This window comes from Synechococcus sp. ATX 2A4, from assembly GCF_024346375.1.
In the GTDB taxonomy this organism is placed as follows: Bacteria; Cyanobacteriota; Cyanobacteriia; order PCC-6307; family Cyanobiaceae; genus MW101C3.
This window is the reverse complement of sequence record NZ_JAGQCV010000004.1, coordinates 133284-151407: the sequence shown is the minus strand read 5'-3', so window position 1 is coordinate 151407 and position 18124 is coordinate 133284. Positions and strand designations below refer to the sequence as shown.

The following is an 18124-nucleotide window of genomic DNA, read 5'->3' as shown; positions in this document are numbered from 1 at the left end:
GGGAGCGGGCCGGGGCGGAGCGGCGATCTCTACGGGCATGGGGCTGAAGCTGGAGGGATGGGAGCGGTGGGACTCGAACCCACATGCCCGAAGGCGCTCGATTTTGAGTCGAGTCCGTCTACCAATTCCGGCACGCTCCCGCAGAGCGACTCTACGGGGACGAGGGAGTCAGCCCTTCGCCCCGACAGCGGCCAACCGCCCAGCTCTTCGCTCAGCCATGCACCCGGCGGATCACCGCGCCAACGCTGTTGAGCTTCCCTTCCAGGTCGGCGTAGCCGCGGTCGAGGAACTCCAGACCCTGCACGCTGGTGGTGCCATCGGCGGCCAGGCCCGCCAGCACCATGGCCGCGGAGGCGCGCAGATCGGTGCCCTGCACGGGAGCGCCGCTGAGCCGGGCCACCCCCTCCACGAAGGCCGTGTTGCCCTGCATGCGGATCGAGGCCCCCATGCGCTGCAGTTCAGCCACGTGCTGAAGGCGGTTTTCAAAGATCGTCTCGACGACCATGCTCGTGCCCGAGGCCGTGGCCAGCAGGCTCATGAACGGGGCCTGCAGATCGGTGGGGAAGCCAGGGAATGGCTGGGTGCGCAGGTCGAGAGCCTCAATCCGGTCGGCACGGATGGTCATGCCGATGCCGTCGGCTTCAAGCGAACAGCCGGCTTCCTCCAGCTTGCTGAGCACGGCACCGAGATGGTCGGGAATCAGCGGGGCGACCCGCAGCTCAGAGCGCGTGATCGCCGCGGCCAGCAGGAAGGTACCGGCCTCGATGCGATCGGGAATCACGGCGTAGTCAGCGCCATGCAGCCGCTCAACCCCGACGATCGTGATCGTCGGGGTGCCAGCGCCTCGCACCTTGCCCCCCATGGCGATCAGCAGACTAGCCAGATCCACCACCTCAGGTTCGAGGGCGGCGTTGTGGATCACCGTTTCGCCATCGGCCAGAGCCGCGGCCATCATCAGTGTTTCGGTGGCGCCGACGCTGGGGCACTCCAGGTGGATATGGCCGCCATGGAGCCGGTGGCCGCGGCCGGGCACCACGGCCGACACCACACCGTGATCAATGGTGACCTGGGCGCCGAGCGCCTTGAGGCCCCGCACGTGCTCGATCACCGGGCGAGAACCGATCTGGCAGCCACCGGGGAGGGGAATCTTCGCCACACCGAGGCGGGCCAGCAGGGGGCCGATGCAGAAGAAGCTGGCCCGCAGGCTGTTGACCAGTTCGTAGGGGGCGGTGGAGTGGGTGAGATGGGCGCCATCGAGCTCGATCCAGTCGGCACCGCGTTCCACCTTCACGCCGAACGCGCCCAGGATTTCGCCCATCGCCGCGATGTCGGTGAGGGGAGGGATGTTGCGCAGGCGCAGGGGTTGGGTGCTGAGCAGGCAGGCGGCCATCAGCACCAAGGCGGAATTCTTGGCACCGCTCACGCGCAGCTCACCGGAAAGACGGTGCCCGCCGAGGATCTCCAGGCGTGGATTGACCATCAACTGGGGCGCCACGGCGGCTGTCACGGTCATGGTTATTTGCAGAACCGATAGTCCCGGCATCTTGACAATTCAGAGGCGCACCGTCTAGCCGTCCGCCCCCAGAACTGTCTTCCGCAGCACCCCGTGGGGTGCCGCGCGACCCGCTGCCCAGTGGCGCAGACGATGATCTAGGGTTGCTCAGTCGCTGCGGCGGCGCGCCAGCGGATGTGGCGGAATTGGTAGACGCGCTAGTTTCAGGTACTAGTGGCAGCAATGTCGTGGGAGTTCAAGTCTCCCCATCCGCATCTTTTTTATCCAGCTCCGCTTGTTCTGTAGGAACCTCCAACCAGGGTTCTCCACCTTCTCGCTCCCGTTTCCATGATCGTCCTCAAGATCAGCAACTCTTCCGAGGTCGTGGCAGGGAAGATCGGGCGCTTTCTTGAACGCCTTACCCCCGACAGCTTCGACGAGACCACTGTCGAAGACATTGTGCTGCAGAAGCTTGTCGAGAACCTGCGCGAGGAAGGCATCCGCGGCGAGGTGGCGGCGGTCAAAGGGATGGATCTTCATGCCACCGAACTGGTGATGAAGGATTCCATGCATGTCAGAAAACATCAGGTCTTCTGAACGTCCCCAGTCCGGCCAGCCCCTTCAGCCAGGCGGACCACCGCCAGCCAATGAACGCAGCCCAATGGGCGAGCCAAGCCGATCAGGTGAGCCAAGCCGACCTGCCGACGACTGCCAGCCCCTTGAGCCGCGCGAGCCAGCGGCGTTCCTCCGGCCGCTGATCACCAGCCGGCGCAACCCGGTGGTGGGCCGCTTTCGCGCCCTGCATGAAGCCCGTGGACGGCGCGATCAGGGGCGCGTGCTGCTGGAGGGCACCCACCTGATCGAGGAAGCCGCCAGCCTCGGCCTGGCGGCGGATGAGCTGCTCGCCACACCCGCCTGGATCGAAGCGCATCAAACCCTGCTGCGGCAGCATCCAGCCATGGCGGCGGTGCTGCAGCCGGTGGATGAGGCGGTGCTGGCGGCCGCGGCCACCACCCAGCATCCCGATGGGGTGGTGTTGAGCCTGCCCCTGCCACGCCCCGCCGCTCCGGCAGCCCTGGGCTTCGTGCTGGCCCTGGAGCAACTGCAGGATCCGGGCAACCTGGGCACCTTGATGCGCACGGCGCTGGCGGCCGGCGTGGAGGCGCTCTGGCTGGCCGGTGGCGCCGACCCCTGGCAGCCGAAGGTGGTGCGTGCCTCCGCCGGCGCGGCCCTCACCCTGCCGCTTGAGCGGCTGGAGGGGCTGGCACCACGCCTGCAGCAGGCCCGCGCGCAAGGGGCCCAGGTGGTGGCCACCACCGTGAGGGCCCGCAGCGGCCCCGCCACCACAGCCAGCACCGCTGTGATCCCCTACTGGCAGCTCAACTGGACGCTGCCGACGGTGCTGCTGCTGGGCAATGAGGGGGCGGGGCTGAGCTCCGACCTGCTCGCCTGCTGCAGCCACCGGGTCACGATTCCCCACAGCGCCGCCGTGGAATCCCTCAATGTGGCCGTGGCGGCGGGGCCCCTGTTGCTGGAGCGCTGGCGCCAGCAACAGGAGAGAATGCCGATCACTCCCTGAGACACGCCCCGGTGAGCGACAGCAGCGCCTCTTCCTTCGACTACGACGTGATCGTGATCGGCGCCGGCTATGGCGGCTTCGATGCGGCCAAGCATGCGGCTGACCATGGCCTGCGCACGGCGATCATCGAATCGCGCGACATGGGCGGCACCTGCGTTAACCGGGGCTGCGTGCCCTCGAAGGCGCTGCTGGCCGCCAGTGGCCGGGTACGGGAGCTGGCGGATGCCAAGCACCTGCAAGGCTTTGGCATCCATGCCGCGCCGGTGCGCTTCGAGCGCCAGAAGATCGCCGATCACGCCAATCAGCTGGTGGCCACGATCCGCGCCAATCTCACCAAGACCCTGGAGCGGTCAGGGGCCGTGATCCTGCGCGGCAAGGGACGCCTTGATGGGCATCAACGGGTGGCGGTGCGCCAGAGCAGCGGGGTGGAACAGGTGTTCACCGCCGGCGATGTGATCGTGGCCACCGGCTCGGATCCCTTTGTGCCGCCCGGGATCGAAACCGATGGACGCACGGTGTTCACCAGCGACGAGGCGATCAGCCTGGAGTGGCTGCCCCGCTGGATCGCGATCGTTGGCAGCGGCTACATCGGCCTGGAATTCGCTGATGTCTACACAGCGCTGGGGTGCGAAGTCACGATGATTGAGGCGCTCGATCGGGTGATGCCCACCTTCGACCCCGACATCGCCAAGATCGCCGCCCGCCACCTGATCGACAGCCGTGACATCGACACCCGCGCCGGCCTGCTGGCCCGCAAGGTGACCCCGGGGTCGCCGGTGCGGATCGAGCTGGCGGCCATGGCCACCAAGGAGCTGGTGGAGGTGCTGGAGGTGGATGCGGTGCTGGTGGCCACCGGGCGGGTGCCGGTGAGCAAGGATCTACACCTGGCCAGCGTGGGCGTGGAGACCAACCGGGGCTTCATCCCCGTGAACGATCAACTCCAGGTGCTGGCGGGCGAGACGCCCGTTCCCCATCTCTGGGCTGTGGGCGACGTGACCGGAAAGATGATGCTCGCCCACACCGCCGCCGCCCAGGGCACCGTGGCAGTGGACAACATCCTTGGCCACACCCGTGCGATCGACTACCGCTCGATCCCGGCTGCCACCTTCACCCATCCCGAGATCAGCTCGGTGGGCCTGAGCGAAGCCGACGCCAAGGCGCTGGCGGCGGCCGAGGGATTTGAACTGGGCAGCGTGCGCAGCTACTTCAAGGCCAACTCCAAGGCCCTGGCGGAACTCGAAAGCGATGGGCTGATGAAGCTGCTGTTCCGCAAGGACACCGGCGAGGTGCTGGGCGCGCACATCTACGGATTGCACGCCGCCGACCTGATTCAGGAGGTGGCCAATGCCGTGGCCCGCCGCCAGCGGGTGGGGGAGCTCGCCACCGAAGTGCACACCCACCCCACCCTCAGCGAGGTGGTGGAAGTGGCGTACAAGCAGGCCGCCGCCGCTGTGGCCTGAGGTGCTGCCCGAGCTGCAAAGGGTGTCAGCGGCGGCCCCTACGATCAGTTCCTGTTGCCGTGGGGCTTTGGAGATTCGCCGCCGTCCACCCAATCCGCCGGTGAAGGTGGCCCATCTTCAGTTCGGCATTCCCCACCCCGAGCAGGAGCCCCAGCACATCCTCGAGCAGATTGTCTGGGAGAAAGACCGCGAGGTGGCCGCCGCCAGGGAGCGGGTGCCGCTGGAAACCCTGCAGTGCCAGCTCCGCGACCTTCCCCCCACCCGTGATTTCGTGGCCGCGTTGCGGGCCAGCTGCCGCAAGCCCGCGGTGATCGCCGAGATCAAGAAAGCCAGCCCCAGCAAAGGTGTGATCCGCGCTGATTTCGATCCCGTGGCCATTGCCAGGGGGTATGCCGCTGGTGGTGCGAGCTGCCTGTCGGTGCTCACCGACAAGAGCTTTTTCCAGGGCGGCTTCGAGGTGTTGGTGGAGGTGCGCCAGGTGGTGGATCTGCCCCTGCTCTGCAAGGAATTCATCCTTTCCCCCTACCAGCTGCACCAGGCACGCGCCGCCGGCGCCGATGCGGCACTGCTGATCGCGGCGATCCTCACCGACCAGGACGTGGTGTACCTGATCAAGGTGGCCCGGGCCCTGGGGCTGGCCGTGCTGGTGGAGGTGCACGACACCGAAGAGCTGGAGCGGATGCTGCGCCTTCCCCTCTGGTCGGAGCCGAGCACGGCGGCCCACATCCTGATCGGCATCAACAACCGCGACCTCACCAGCTTCCACACCGACCTCGCCACCACCGAGCAGCTGATGGCCCGTTGCGGCGATCAGCTGCGGCAACGGGGGGCGCTGCTGGTGAGCGAGTCGGGGCTGTTCAGCCGCGACGACCTGGACCGGGTGCAGAGCGCTGGCGCCGATGCGGTGCTGGTGGGGGAAGCGCTGATGCGTCAGCCGGATGTAACCGCCGCGCTGGAACAGCTGATCAGCGGTTGATGGCGGCTGGCCGCGCCGGCTGAAAGGCTTGTTGCTGCGTTCAGAGTGGTGGGCCATCACTGACCCCGATGCCGAGCATCATCAACAAGATCGCCCTGGAAGAGCACTTCAGCGGTCCAGACCTCCAGCCATCGATCAACGACGTGGCGTTCTTCGATCCCCAGGTGCTTGGCAGCATCGAAGCGGCCTTGCCGGAATTCGCCGAACAGCGCCTCCTGGCCATGGACCGCGCCGGGATCTCCATCGCCGTGCTCTCTCAGACCGCACCTGGCGTGCAAGCCATGGAGGATGCAGCCCTTGCGGTGGAACTTGCCCAGCGCGTGAATGATTTCCTGCACACACGCCTGGAACTGGCCCCTGCCCGTTTTCGGGGCTTCGCTTGCCTGGCTTTACAGAATGTGGAGGCCGCCTGCAATGAGCTCAAGCGTTGTGTTCTGGAGCTTGGCTTTGTTGGGGTTCTGATCAATGGCGCCACCAACGGCGCCTACCTGGACGAGCCCCAATTCGCCCCCTTCTGGCACACACTTGAGCAGCTTGATGTGCCGCTTTATTTGCACCCAGGCCTGGTCAGCGAGCACAGCCAGGCCTTCCGCGGCCATCCTGAACTGGAGGGTGCCGTCTGGAGCTGGACCTGTGACACCGCCACTCACATGCTCCGCCTGGTCTTCGCCCGGGTGCTTGAGCGCCATCCTCGGGCGCGGCTGATTCTTGGCCACATGGGAGAAACCCTGCCGTACATGCTCTGGCGGCTAGACAGCCGTGCAGCTGTGACAACCCTCGGTCGCTCCTTGAGCCAGCCCCCCTCGGAAACGTTGAAGCGTCATCTCACGGTGACAACCTCTGGGGTGTGCGCAGATGCACCCCTGCGCTGTGCCCTTGAAGCCATGGGCGATCACGCGGTGATGTTTTCCACCGATTACCCCTACGAGGACATTCAGCTGGCTTCTGATTGGATCGAGAACGCCGCCATCTCTGAAGCTCAGCGGATCAAGGTGTGCCGCAGCAATGCACAGCGCGTGCTGCGCCTGGGATGAACAGCTGAGGCTTGACCAGGCCAGGGGGCAGGGTGTGTGCTTCTGGTGCTCCCCAAACACCTGGCTGACTGGGTCATAAAAAACCCCGCCAAAGGCGGGGTGCAGTGAACCAAAGCTTGATGGAGTGGATCCCGGGGATCACACCTTGCGGGAGTAGAACTCCACCACCAGCAGTTCGTTGATCTCCAGCGCCACCCATTCACGCTCAATGCGGCCGTTGACCTTGGCCGAGAGCTTGGATTTGTCGAGCTCGAGGTTAGGGGGGATGTTGGAGAGGCCTGGGAATTCCAGATTGCCTTCAGCCAGTTGCTTGCTGGCCTTGCGTTGGCGCACGATAATCACATCACCGGCACGGCACTGATAGCTGGGGATGTCAACGACACGGCCGTTCACTGTGATGTGGCCGTGGTTCACCAGCTGGCGGGCGCCGGGCACGGTGGGGCCGAAACCGAGACGAAAACAGACGTTGTCGAGACGGTTCTCGAGCAGCTTCAGCAGGTTGGTTCCGGTGGAACCCTCCTGGGCGCGCGCTTTCTTCACGTAGCGCACGAGCTGACGCTCGGAGATGCCGTAGTTGAAGCGAAGCTTCTGCTTTTCTTCCAGGCGGATGGCGTATTCGGAGCGCTTGCGACGGGCTTGGCCGTGCTGACCGGGGGGATAAGCCCGCTTGGCGGACTTACGGGTGAGACCGGGAAGGTCTCCCAAGCGCCGCGTGATCCTCAGGCGAGGGCCGCGGTATCGGGACATCGGGGAAAGACGTTCAAAGGGATGGGTCGGCGCCGCCGCTGACCTGGGAGCATGCTGGAGGTGTCCCTCGGCAGCTCCCGGCAGTGGAACGCCAGCCCATCACTCTATCTTCCGGAGCCAACGCCCTTTCCTCCCTGGTGGCCCGGCTGCTGGTGGGCCTGATCCAGGCCTACCGGCAGTGGCTATCTCCCCTGCTCGGGCCCCGCTGCCGCTTCATCCCCAGCTGCAGCGCCTACGGCCTGGAGGCGATCCAGCGGCATGGCCCCTGGCGGGGCAGCTGGCTCACGGCCCGCCGCCTGCTGCGCTGCCACCCCTTCACCCCCTGCGGCTGCGATCCGGTTCCCGATTGAAGCCGTGTCATCCCCACCCTCGCTCCTCCATGACCGTCACGGCCGGCCTGCCCCCACTCACGCTCTACCGGCGCGACGGCTGCTGCCTCTGCGACGGGCTTGAGCAACGGCTGCGCGAGCTTGAGCCCCGCCCGGAGCTGGTGCTGGTGGATGTGGCGAGCGACCCCGCGCTGGAGGCCCGCTACGGGCTGGAGATCCCGGTGCTGGCCGTGGTACTGGCCCATCAGTTGCAGGAATTGCCGCGGGTCTCGCCACGGCTCAGCGGCGCAGCCCTCGACCGCTGGCTGAGGAAGTGTCTGGCAGCGCTTTCAGGCGCCCCCGAATCCGCCTAAAACCCTGCTAACCCGCCTCCACGGCCGCTGCTGCCTTCACCCCCATGTCCCAGCCGCTCCATTCCCTCCTGCTCAAGAGCGGTCTGGAGGTGCCCCCCACCCTGGGCGACAACGCCGTGACCGGCGTGAGCTGCGATTCCCGCCGCGTGGGCCCCGGCACTCTGTTTGTGGGGGTACCCGGCGGGCAGGTGGATGGCGGCCTGTTCTGGCCCAAGGCACTGAGCAGCGGCGCCGTGGCCGCAGTGATCGGCGCGGCGGCGGCCGCCCAATGCCCGCCCTCCGCCACCGACGCGGTGCTGGTGGTGCAGGAGCCGCTGGCGGAGGTTGCAGGGCGGCTGGCCGCTGCCTTCTGGGGGGAGCCCAGCCAGCAGTTGGCCCTGATCGGTGTCACCGGCACCAATGGCAAGACCACCACCACCCATCTGATCGAGCATTTGGCGGCTGCCTGCGGCCAGCCCGTCGCCCTGTTCGGCACGCTCAGCAACCGCTGGCCCGGCCACAGCGCCATCGCCTCCCACACCACCGCCTTCGCCGATGAGCTGCAACGGCAACTGGCCGAGGCGGTGGCAGCCGGCGCCCGGGTCGGGGCGATGGAGGTGAGCTCCCATGCCCTTGATCAAGCGCGAGTAGCGGGCTGCCACTTCGCCGGCGCCGTGTTCACCAACCTCACCCAGGACCACCTCGACTACCACCCGTCGATGCAGGCCTACTTCGAGGCCAAGGCCCTGCTGTTCGCCTCCGAGCGTCTGGCTGGTGGCGCGGTGGTGAACATCGACGACCCGTGGGGCGCGCAGCTGGCGGAGCGCCTGGCGGGCATCCTTGGTGCGCGCCTCTGGCGCTGCTCCCTGGCGGCGCCGGCCGAAGCATCTGCAGAGCCAGAGGTGGCGGAGTTGGGCGTGCGCGATCTGCTGTTCGGCGCCGATGGCGTCAGCGGCACCTTGGTGAGCCCGCTGGGATCCGGGCCGTTCCGCTCCCCGCTGGTGGGGCGCTTCAATCTGATGAATCTGTTGCAGGCGGTAGGTGCCCTGCTGCAGCAGGGGCTGGAGTTGGCCCCGCTGCTGGCGGCGATCGGCAGCTTCCGGGGGGTGCCCGGCCGCATGGAGCGGGTGGTGCTCGCCGGTGGTGACGGCACTGGCCTGCCGGCAGTGCTGGTGGACTACGCCCACACCCCCGATGGGCTGGAGAACGCCCTGGCCGCCTGCCGCCCCTTCTGCGCAGGCCGGCTGATCTGCGTGTTCGGCTGCGGCGGCGACCGCGACCGCGGCAAACGGCCCCAGATGGCGGCCATCGCCGCCCGGCTGGCGGATCGGGTGGTGGTCACCTCCGACAATCCGCGCACGGAAGATCCCCAGCGCATCCTTGACGACGTGGTGGCCGGCATTCCCACCGGCACCGACTTGGTGGTGGAAGGGGATCGAGCCGCTGCCATCGCCGCCGGCATCGCTGCGGCGGCAACCGATGATCTGGTGCTGATCGCCGGCAAGGGCCATGAGGATTATCAAATCCTCGGCACCAACAAAATCCACTTCGACGACCGGGAAGAGGCGGTGAAGGCGCTGCGGCTCAGGGCCGCCTGACGGGCATCCGCCCGTGCGGGGACCAAGCTCCTCAGGTGGGCCGCGCTGCAAAATAGTGCGATTGATCACAAAAGGAGCGAAAGCGAGCCCCGGGCGGTGAGAAGATAAACCGCGACAACGCTGCTTTCCCCCCATGGCCTCCAGTGTTCCACTGGCGAAGAAGTTCTTCGCTGAACTGATCGGCACCTTCTGGTTGGTGCTCGGAGGCTGCGGCAGCGCCGTGCTGGCAGCTGTCTTCCCGTACGACAACCCCGCCGCCAACCCCCTCGGCCTGGGCTTCCTCGGCGTCTCGCTCGCCTTCGGTCTGACCCTGCTGACCATGGTCTACACCTTTGGCCATATCTCCGGCTGCCACATCAACCCGGCCGTCAGCTTCGGGCTGTGGGCCGGCGGCAAGTTTCCCGGCTCCCAGCTGCTCCCCTACGTGATCGCCCAGGTGCTCGGCGGGGTGATCGCCGGCGGCGTGATCCTGCTCGTGGCCAGTGGCCGCGAGGGCTTCGCGCTCACCGGCGGCAATCCACTGGCCACCAACGGCTGGGGGGCTCACTCCCCCGGCGGCTATGGCTTCCTGGCGGCACTGGTGATCGAAGTGATTCTCACCTTCGTGTTCCTGCTGGTGATCATGGGCGCCACCGATCGTCTGGCTCCCGGTGGCTTTGCCGGGGTGCCGATCGGCCTCAGCCTCACCCTGATCCACCTGATCAGCATCCCCGTCACCAACACCTCCGTGAACCCTGCGCGCAGCACCGCTGTGGCGGTCTGGGTCGGCGGCGATGCGATGGCACAACTGTGGCTGTTCTGGGTGGCGCCGATCGCCGGCGCCCTGTTGGCGGGCTGGGTGCACCGCACCCTGATGGCCTCCGACACGGTCAGCTGAGCGATCACACCAGCTGACGCAAGGCGTCCAGCAGCCGTTCCACTTCTGCTGCGCTGGTGGTCACATGGGTGCAGGCACGCACACAGGCAGGATCGTCCAGGCTGCGAAGCCAGAGGCCCTGCTGACCGAGGGCCTGCACCACCGCTTCTGGAGCCTGACCTTCCACGGTGAAGCTCACCAGACCAGCGGGCGGCGCAGCGCTGAGCAACGGCGTGATTCCATTCACCTCCTGCAAACCCCGCCAGAGCTGGCCACTGCGCTCCTGGATCAGCGCGAGCCGCTGCTCACACGATCCCAGCGACTCCAGCAATTCCAGCGAGGTGTGCAGGCCGGCCAGCAGCGGCGTGCAGGAGGTGGCCACCTCAAACCGGCGGCTGTCGGCGTGCCAGGCACTGCCTTGGCGTGATTCGTTCGCCAGGCTGCGCCAGCCGCCCAGCGTGGGCTGCGACTCCACCAGCAGGCGCGCCGACAGCGCCACCCCACCGAGTCCTTCAGGGCCACAGCACCACTTGTGGCCTGTGAAGGCGTAGATGTCGGCCAGGCTGGCGGCTTCGGCCACCGGCAGGCTCCCCACCGACTGGGCCGCATCCACCAGCAACCACGGGTGGCGGACGTGCTCCTGCAGCCGCGCCGCCACTGCCGCGATCGGCATCACCAGGCCGGTATTCCAGAGCAGGTGGGAGAGCACCACCAAGCGGGTGCGTGGGGTCAGCGCAGCCTCAAGGGCCGTCAGCACGGCGCCGTCCACCGCCGCTGCGGAATCACCGCGAATGTCCTTCACCGCCAGGGTATCGAGGCTGAGGCCTTCGCGGCGCGCCAGCTCGCGGCAGGCCGCCACGATGCCGGGGTGCTCGCAATCACCGATCAGCAGCGCGTCGCCGGGCTGCCAGGGAAGCCCCCAGAGCGGCAGCACGCAGCCGCTGGACACGTTTTCGGTGAGCGCCAACCGCGCGGGAGGAACACCGCAGCCTTCCGCCAGAACTCCGCGCAGGCCGCTCACCTGGGCCGACAGCCAGGGCCAGACCTCAGCGGTGAACGGACCCAGCTCCTGCAACCGTTGCCAGCTGGCGGTGATCGCCGCCAGTGAGGGCGTTGGCAGGGGGCCCTGGCCGCCGTAGTTGAAATAGCTCTTGTTGGCCAGCGCGGGCATGAGCTGCCGCAGCTGGGCAGGGGTGTGTGGGTGCATGGGAGGGCTGTGACGCCTTCAGCTGAGCACGGAACCCTTCACGAACGGCTGGCCCGCGGCAAGGGCGCGGAGATTGGCGCCGGTGACGTGGGCGATGTCACCGAGGGCCTCATGGGTGAGGAAGGCCTGATGGGCGGTGATCAGCACGTTCGGGAAGGTGAGCAACCTGGCCAGCAGGTCGTCCTGGAGCACATGGCTGGAGAGATCCTCAAAGAACACCCCCTCCTCCTCTTCGTAGACATCAAGCGCCACACCACCAAGGCGGCCCGATTTGAGTGCCTCGATCAACGCTGAAGTGTCGATCAGGCCACCGCGGCTGACATTGACGAGAATCACACCGGGCTTCATGCGCTCGATGGTTTCGCGCCGGATGATGTGATGGGTTTCTGGGGTGAGCGGAACGTGCAGGGAGATCACATCGCTCATTGAGGCCAATGTGATCGGGTCGAGATAGGTGATGCCTTCGCGCGCCGCCCAGGCGGCATCCGGATAGGGGTCGTAGGCCACCACCACCATGCCGAAGCCGTGAAGGATGTGCGCCACGATCTTGCCGATCTTGCCCGTGCCCACGATTCCCACCGTCTTGCGATGCAGATCGCTGCCCACCAGACCCTGAAGTGAGAAATTCATTTCCCGCACCCGGTTATAGGCGCGATGAATCTTGCGGTTCAAGCTCAACAACAATGCCACGGCATGTTCAGCCACCGCATATGGGGAATAGGCGGGAACATGGGTCACCGTGAGCCCCAATTCCCGGGCCGAATCCAGATCAATGTTGTTGAAGCCGGTGCAGCGCAATGCCACGAGTGTGATTCCCCTGGCCACCAATTGCTGAATGCAGGCCCGATCCACTACATCGTTCACGAACACACAGACCGCCCGAGCGCCCTCAGCAGCAGCAGCGGTGTCAGCCGTGAGGCGAAACCCTAGAAAGCGCAGCTGCACATCGGCCCCAGTGCAGGCCGGCAGATGCAGGCGGTCATAAGGCTTGGCATCAAACACCGCCACCGTGAAATCTGTGGCAGGGGGCTCAAGCACTGGGGCAGGGGCCGGGCCGCTCAGCGAAGGCTTCGCAGGATCCATGACCAAAGCAGGCGAAAAGGATGGATCTTCAAGCCGACCCTAACCAGGCGGCAATGTCCCCATCCTCGCGCCGAGGCCGGTCAGAGAACCTGACCCACCATCACAGCGGCAAGTGCAGAAAACAGGGTGATGCCGAGCGCGGTGAGGGGGTTCTGACCCTGGGCCACGGCGAAGGTGGTCACCACACCGGCACCTAGACAAGCCACGGCGATCTGGGTAGCAACGGCAGGACGATCCACGGTGTTCTGTACAACTGCACGGCACCGTAGGGATGGAAATTGCTGGGAATTAGGCATTCCCCGGGTTTCGTTACCCGGCGTCGGGGTTCGTTACCCGGCGTCTGTTTTCGTTACGCCGCGCAATCTGGAGGCTGGGCGGGCACGGCCACTCTCGGCCCAGTGCTTGAGCGCTTCCAGTTGTTCCCGCGCCGTGCGCGACAGCGGCACCAGATCACTGGCGGCGGCGATCAGATCGGGTTCGCCGAACTCCCGGTGGTCGCCGAAAGCCAGGTGCATGGCCTCCACCACCACCTGCTCCAGTTCCGCTCCGGAGAAACCATCGGTGCGGTCCACCAGCACCTCAAGGGGAATGTGGTGCTGGGGGCGCCGCCGGCGCAGCTGCAGATCGAGAATCGCCAGCCGCTCGGCCGCATCCGGCAGATCGAGCAGGAAGATCTCGTCGAAGCGCCCCTTGCGCATCAGCTCGGGGGGCAGGCTGTCCACCCCGTTGGCGGTGGCCACCACGAACACGGCAGAGGTTTTCTCTGACATCCAGGTGAGCAGGCTGGCCAGCACCCGCTGGCTGGTGCCACCATCGCTGCGGCTGTCGCCACCGAAGCCCTTGTCGATCTCGTCGATCCAGAGCACGCAGGGGGCCATCGCCTCGGCGCGGCGGATCATGTCGCGGGTACGGGCCTCGCTGGCCCCCACCAATCCGGCGAACAGGCGCCCCACATCGAGGCGCAGCAGCGGCATCGCCCAGCTATGGGCGATCGCCTTGGCGGTGAGCGATTTGCCCGTGCCCTGCGGACCGACCAGCAGCACGCCGCGGGGGAGCGGCAGGCCGTAGCGCTCGGCCTCGTCACTGAAGGCCAGCTTGCGCTGCTTCAACCAGTGCTTGAGGGCCTCGAGGCCGCCGATGTCGGAGGGGCTGGCTTCGGTGGGGCAGTACTCCAGCAGTTCGCTGCGGGCGATCGCCTGCCGCTTCTCCTCCAGCACCTCGGTGAGGTCGGCTTCACCGAGCTGCCCCCGGCGGGCCAGTGCCCGGGCGGCCACCTGGCGGATGCGCTGCTCGGTGAGGCCACTGCAGCAGTGCGCCAGCTGCTCCAACAGGGCCGGCTCCGGCGGCCGGCCGCTGGCCCGGCCGATGTTGGTGAGCAGCTGACTGATCTCCACGGGGCTGGGCAGGGGCAGCTCCAGCACGGTGACGCACTCCTCCAATTCGCGCGGCAGCTGCCAGTCGGGGGCGGTGATCACCAATGTGCGGGGCTGGCGGCGCAGGCTGGTGGCCAGGTTGCGCAGGCGGCGGGATATGCCCGGGTCGTCGCAGTAGCGGTTGAAATCCAGCAGCAGCAGAATCGCCGGCTGATCTGCCGGCAGGGATTCGATGCTGTCGAGCGCCGCCATCGGATTGCGGGCCGCTTCTCCCTGGCGGTTGGGCAGGCCCTGCAGTCCTTGAACGAAGTCCCAGCGCAGCAGCAACCGCTGACCCAGCCGCTCCGCCGCCGTGGTGAGCAGTGCCTGGATGCGCTCCTCCTCAGAGCTGCGGATCCAGAGGATCGGCGTGCGCGAACGGATCAGCAGATCCAGCTGGTCGATCCAGGGCTCCGTCATCGGCCTGCTTCAGAGCTGCTGAACGGGAGGGCGGCGGAGGGCATGGGAACGGATCAGCGGAGCTCGCGCAACCGCGCCCAGCGCGGGTCGGTCACGGCACCATCCTGGGCAGAGGCGTCCGGGACCGCGGGCGTGTCGTCGGTGCTCCAGGTGGCGGGACCGGGGCACTCAGGACCGCAATGGTTGCGCACGGGCCATTGCAGGCTGAGCTGCTCGAACAGCCAATGGGCGGGATCAAAACTGCCCTGGGGATCGAGGCGCTCGCAGGGGCCATGGAGCGGATCGTCGGCTGCTTCGCTCGGCTCGTCCACGCCGATCCAGAGGGGTTCGCGCGCTGTAAACCGAATCGGCTGGTTGTAGTGGCGCAGGCAGCGGTCACAGCAGAGGGTGATGATCGTGTGCGCCTCACCGCTCACCTCAAGCACGCTGCCGCCATGCAGGGCAGTGATCGCGCCCCGCACCGGGGTGAGGCTGGTGAGGGAAGGCAGATGCTGGTCAACCTGCCAGTGGCAGCCCAGGGGCATCAGCCGCAGCTGCTGAAGGCTGATCGGCTGAAGCGGCGACGGCTGCGGAGGGTGGGAAGAGCCGCGCGCGGTCACTTCTTGCTCTTAGGCTCAAATGGCAGACGATCGAGGGTGCCGGCACCGCCGCTGGCCGCCACAGCCACGGTCTGCTGGGCCAGCTGCTGGTCAAGAATCTCCTGGAGATTGTCAGGAAGGGCTTCACGGGTGAGCAGGAAGGTCTGCAAGCCCTGGAAAATGTTCGCCACCACCATGTAAAGCAATACGCCGGCGGGCAACGGGAAGAACAGGAACATGCCGGTGATCATCACGGGCGTGATCTTGTTGGCGGTGGACTGCTGCGGATTCGGAGGCATCCCCATGCCCGAGAGAATCTGGGACGCGAACAGGCTGGCACCAAAGGCTCCCACCAGGATGGCGATGTCCCAGTTGATCGCCCCATCGGTGTAGAAGCCCACCTGACCAAGGGCCTTGATAAACAGGAAGCCGCTGCGGGCCGCCAGGCCGGGCACCTTGGCCTCCACCGTGGCGTCACCGGTGCCGATGGCCATGATCTTGCCGTCGTCGCTCACCGCCACCACGTCTTCGCCTTTGGTCACCGACCAGGTGGGCAGGAAGGCCGAGCCGTTCTCCACATCGGCGAGCACGGCGCTGAACGGCTTGCCCTCACGGGTGTGCAGCTCAATCTGCGCGGTGTCGCCGACACCGAGTTTGGTGCCCTGTTCAAGGCTGGCCACCACCGGCACGTGGCTGGTTTCGGTGATGAAGATCGAATGGCTGGCGCTGTTGAACGGCTTCGATTCCACTGCAGCGATCTGGTCGGCGGGAAGCACCTTCAGGTTCAGCGTGTAGGGCACATCAGCGAAGGGGGATCCCCTGAGGGTGGCGAACAGGGCGAACAGGATCGGCATCTGCACCACCAGCGGCAGGCAGCCGGCCAGGGGGCTGCCGAACTCCTTCATCAGCTTGCCCAGCTCCTCCTGCTGCTTCTGGGGGTTGCTGGCGTAGCGCGACTTGATTTCCGCCTGCCGCTTCTGCATCACCGGCTGGGCGATGCGCATGCGGCGGGCGCTGCGGATGGAGCCGGCGCTCAGTGGGAAGAGCGCCAGCCGGATCACCACGGTGAGCGCGATGATGGCCAGCCCGTAGCTCGGCACCAATCCGTAGAAAAAATCGAGGATGGGGAGCAGCAGGTTGTCGGAGATGTAGCCGATCACAGCGGGGTGGCGACGGGGGGAAGGATCTGATCGGCCCAGTGTGCCCGACCAATGGGGCAGAGCGAGCGCACCGGGGGAGGTGGAGGGCGTCAGGCCGTGGCCAGCTGGGCATCGCCGAATCCCTTCGTGCCTGGGGCGGCGCTGCTCTTGGCGGCCATGCGCTCAAGGATGTAGGACTCTGTTTCGCGGAAGCGGGGCACCGAGCGCATCTCGAGCTTGGCGCCATCGTTGAGCACCAGCACCATGTCGCCCCAGGCGCCGAAGCCGCGGGGCACCGAGCGCAGCTCGCGGATCTGGCTGTACACCACCTGGGTGCGGTCGCGGCCCAGCCAGCCGCCGCTCACGGAAATCCGACGGCTGGTGATGCGGAAGCGCAGCCACAGCGCCCGCACGATGGCGCCGACGGCGAAGGGAATGCCGATCAAGGTGAGACCGAAAAGCAGGTTGAAGATCAGATCGCCCTTCGCCGGGCCGCCCTCATAGAAGACGGGTTCGGGAATGGTGGGGATCACGGGAAGACCATCGGCCGAGCTACCGCTCATGGGTTCAGACCTGCCTTGCGAAACAGCTCCTCACATTCTCCCAGCAAGACCTCGGGGTCTGCGTCCGCACTGCCTGGTTTAAGGCTGAGCAGCAGCCAGAGCGCACGGCCGGAAGGCATAGGGCCCGCGCAACGCTGGTGCAACCAGGTGTGCAGCCGTCGCCGCAACTGGTTGCGCCGCACCGCCAGCTTGCTGACCTTGCTGCTCACCACCACAGCGCAACGGCAGGCGCTGGCAGGGTGATGACTGCTGGCGCTCAGCAGGGAGGGGTCAGCCTCAAGCACCCGCAGCACCATGTGCGACCCATGCAGCCTGCGGCCGCTGCGGTAGAGCCGGTCGAAAGCTCGACGGCTCCGGAGCCTCAGCCCGGCGGGCAACGCCATTGAATGGGGCGCACGGGGCCCAGCAAGGGGGATCGGGTCAGACGGCCAGGCGGGCGCGGCCGCGGCGGCGACGGGTGCGGATCACACGGCGGCCGGTGTGGGAGCGCATGCGCACCCGGAATCCGGAGACGCGTTTGCGTTTGCGGCTGGTTCCTTCAAGAGTGCGCTTCGTCATGCTGCCGCTCGGGGTCTTGCTCGTGGTCGATTGGCCAACTTATCAGGCAGGCGCCCGTTGGCCTTGGCTCAGTTGGTGGGGTCGATCTGGATCAGCCAACTGCCCAGATAGCCGGCAAAGGGCACATCACCTGGAGCCTGCGCCAGGGCGTTGAACTGGTACATGCCGGGGTTGAAGGGGTTGAACAGATTCATGTACACCCCGATGGTGATGTCGTCGGGAATGGGGCGATCAGGGAAGATCTCGATCGCCCTGCCGTCGGCGTTTACCTCAATGGTGGCAGGAATCTGTTCCTTGCAACGGGTGCGCGACATCATGCCGCCTTCCTGCATGACGCAGAGCTTGATGTCCTTGGGCTCGATCCTGGTCTCAAAGGAGGCGGGCACTGCCACCGTGAGCTTGAGGATGGCCGTGTTGCGGTCTTTGGGCCTCAAGATCAGGTAATACTCCGACCGCCTCAGGCGTGCCGTTTCGGTCATGAAGAAGTAGAGCCTGCGGTAATCCCGGTTGTTGTCCCAGCGGAACTCCAGCAGGCCCGGTGTGCCCTGTGAGCGGGCTGCCGGCACATCACCGATGGCTGCCACAAGCGCCGTACCGGCCAAGGCCAGAGCCACCGCTGCGCCGGCCCGAGGCAAACGCCGCCGCAACGAACACGCCGGACGCACCAGGCGGGAGCGGAGCGAGCCGAGAAACGGAAGGGTCATGGGACGGGGGGGCGGGCCGAAAGGCTGTGGCCCCATTCTCCCTCTCCCGTTCCAATG

General features: G+C 66.7%; 21 protein-coding genes and 2 tRNA genes. 10 read left to right on the top strand and 13 right to left on the bottom strand.

Annotated elements, in window-relative coordinates:
• Window positions 1-58 precede the first annotated feature (58 nt).
• Both KBY97_RS05285 and murA read right to left on the bottom strand, forming a co-directional pair.
• Window positions 59-140: transfer RNA gene (locus KBY97_RS05285), tRNA-Leu, on the bottom strand.
• Between the two features lie 71 nt (window positions 141-211).
• Entirely contained in the window at window positions 212-1513 is a 1302-nt protein-coding gene (murA, locus tag KBY97_RS05280; protein WP_255145628.1) for a UDP-N-acetylglucosamine 1-carboxyvinyltransferase, read from the bottom strand.
• Between the two features lie 170 nt (window positions 1514-1683).
• On the opposite strand from murA, the gene KBY97_RS05275 reads away from it, so the two are divergent.
• The 6 genes from KBY97_RS05275 to KBY97_RS05250 all read left to right on the top strand — a co-directional run bounded on the left by KBY97_RS05275 (window position 1684) and on the right by KBY97_RS05250 (window position 6541).
• A tRNA-Leu gene (locus tag KBY97_RS05275) sits at window positions 1684-1767 on the top strand.
• Window positions 1768-1840: 73 nt separating this feature from the next.
• The gene (locus KBY97_RS05270) at window positions 1841-2089 is read left to right on the top strand and encodes a hypothetical protein (protein ID WP_255145627.1); all 249 of its coding nucleotides are present in this window, start codon (window positions 1841-1843) and stop codon (window positions 2087-2089) included.
• Between the two features lie 64 nt (window positions 2090-2153).
• Window positions 2154-3071 (top strand): RNA methyltransferase, encoded by a 918-nt coding sequence (locus KBY97_RS05265; protein ID WP_255145626.1) that lies wholly within the window; start codon window positions 2154-2156, stop codon window positions 3069-3071.
• Between the two features lie 11 nt (window positions 3072-3082).
• Entirely contained in the window at window positions 3083-4531 is a 1449-nt protein-coding gene (gene lpdA, locus KBY97_RS05260) for a dihydrolipoyl dehydrogenase (protein WP_255145625.1), read from the top strand.
• A 67-nt stretch (window positions 4532-4598) separates the two neighbouring features.
• Window positions 4599-5507: an indole-3-glycerol phosphate synthase TrpC gene (gene trpC, locus KBY97_RS05255; protein ID WP_255145624.1), complete on the top strand. Its 909-nt coding sequence runs from the start codon at window positions 4599-4601 to the stop codon at window positions 5505-5507.
• A 68-nt stretch (window positions 5508-5575) separates the two neighbouring features.
• Window positions 5576-6541: an amidohydrolase family protein gene (locus KBY97_RS05250; protein ID WP_255145623.1), complete on the top strand. Its 966-nt coding sequence runs from the start codon at window positions 5576-5578 to the stop codon at window positions 6539-6541.
• A 138-nt stretch (window positions 6542-6679) separates the two neighbouring features.
• Here the strand turns inward: KBY97_RS05250 and rpsD are convergent, their stop codons facing one another.
• Window positions 6680-7288: a 30S ribosomal protein S4 gene (gene rpsD, locus KBY97_RS05245; protein WP_255145622.1), complete on the bottom strand. Its 609-nt coding sequence runs from the start codon at window positions 7286-7288 to the stop codon at window positions 6680-6682.
• 98 nt (window positions 7289-7386) lie between these two features.
• Here rpsD and yidD point away from each other — a divergent pair, with 98 nt between their 5' ends.
• The 4 genes from yidD to aqpZ all read left to right on the top strand — a co-directional run bounded on the left by yidD (window position 7387) and on the right by aqpZ (window position 10424).
• On the top strand, window positions 7387-7638 hold the full coding sequence (gene yidD, locus KBY97_RS05240) for a membrane protein insertion efficiency factor YidD (RefSeq protein WP_399217353.1): 252 nt from the start codon (window positions 7387-7389) through the stop codon (window positions 7636-7638).
• Between the two features lie 29 nt (window positions 7639-7667).
• Window positions 7668-7970, top strand: coding sequence for a glutaredoxin family protein (locus tag KBY97_RS05235; RefSeq protein WP_255145620.1), 303 nt, complete (start codon window positions 7668-7670; stop codon window positions 7968-7970).
• A 44-nt stretch (window positions 7971-8014) separates the two neighbouring features.
• Entirely contained in the window at window positions 8015-9547 is a 1533-nt protein-coding gene (locus KBY97_RS05230) for a UDP-N-acetylmuramoyl-L-alanyl-D-glutamate--2,6-diaminopimelate ligase (RefSeq protein WP_255145619.1), read from the top strand.
• Between the two features lie 133 nt (window positions 9548-9680).
• Window positions 9681-10424, top strand: a complete 744-nt coding sequence (gene aqpZ, locus KBY97_RS05225) for an aquaporin Z (RefSeq protein WP_255145618.1) — start codon at window positions 9681-9683, stop codon at window positions 10422-10424.
• A gap of 4 nt (window positions 10425-10428) precedes the next feature.
• Here aqpZ and KBY97_RS05220 read toward each other — a convergent pair whose 3' ends face one another.
• The 10 genes from KBY97_RS05220 to KBY97_RS05175 all read right to left on the bottom strand — a co-directional run bounded on the left by KBY97_RS05220 (window position 10429) and on the right by KBY97_RS05175 (window position 18067).
• Window positions 10429-11610 (bottom strand): aminotransferase class V-fold PLP-dependent enzyme, encoded by a 1182-nt coding sequence (locus KBY97_RS05220; RefSeq protein ID WP_255145617.1) that lies wholly within the window; start codon window positions 11608-11610, stop codon window positions 10429-10431.
• 18 nt (window positions 11611-11628) lie between these two features.
• Window positions 11629-12648, bottom strand: a complete 1020-nt coding sequence (locus KBY97_RS05215; RefSeq protein ID WP_255145616.1) for a 2-hydroxyacid dehydrogenase — start codon at window positions 12646-12648, stop codon at window positions 11629-11631.
• Between the two features lie 125 nt (window positions 12649-12773).
• Window positions 12774-12932, bottom strand: a complete 159-nt coding sequence (locus KBY97_RS05210; RefSeq protein ID WP_198948196.1) for a hypothetical protein — start codon at window positions 12930-12932, stop codon at window positions 12774-12776.
• A gap of 90 nt (window positions 12933-13022) precedes the next feature.
• A complete protein-coding gene (locus tag KBY97_RS05205) occupies window positions 13023-14525 on the bottom strand; it encodes an AAA family ATPase (RefSeq protein ID WP_255145615.1) in 1503 nt (500 codons plus the stop codon).
• A gap of 53 nt (window positions 14526-14578) precedes the next feature.
• Window positions 14579-15124 (bottom strand): DUF177 domain-containing protein, encoded by a 546-nt coding sequence (locus KBY97_RS05200; protein ID WP_255145614.1) that lies wholly within the window; start codon window positions 15122-15124, stop codon window positions 14579-14581.
• Window positions 15121-16263, bottom strand: a complete 1143-nt coding sequence (gene yidC, locus KBY97_RS05195; RefSeq protein ID WP_255145613.1) for a membrane protein insertase YidC — start codon at window positions 16261-16263, stop codon at window positions 15121-15123. The genes KBY97_RS05200 and yidC overlap by 4 nt, the downstream gene beginning before the upstream one ends.
• An 89-nt stretch (window positions 16264-16352) precedes the next feature.
• Window positions 16353-16805, bottom strand: a complete 453-nt coding sequence (locus KBY97_RS05190) for a PH domain-containing protein (protein WP_255145612.1) — start codon at window positions 16803-16805, stop codon at window positions 16353-16355.
• On the bottom strand, window positions 16802-17188 hold the full coding sequence (gene rnpA / locus KBY97_RS05185; RefSeq protein ID WP_255145611.1) for a ribonuclease P protein component: 387 nt from the start codon (window positions 17186-17188) through the stop codon (window positions 16802-16804). The genes KBY97_RS05190 and rnpA overlap by 4 nt, the downstream gene beginning before the upstream one ends.
• A gap of 37 nt (window positions 17189-17225) precedes the next feature.
• On the bottom strand, window positions 17226-17363 hold the full coding sequence (gene rpmH / locus KBY97_RS05180; protein ID WP_006170261.1) for a 50S ribosomal protein L34: 138 nt from the start codon (window positions 17361-17363) through the stop codon (window positions 17226-17228).
• A gap of 68 nt (window positions 17364-17431) precedes the next feature.
• Window positions 17432-18067, bottom strand: a complete 636-nt coding sequence (locus KBY97_RS05175) for a DUF2808 domain-containing protein (RefSeq protein WP_255145610.1) — start codon at window positions 18065-18067, stop codon at window positions 17432-17434.
• Window positions 18068-18124 lie beyond the last annotated feature (57 nt).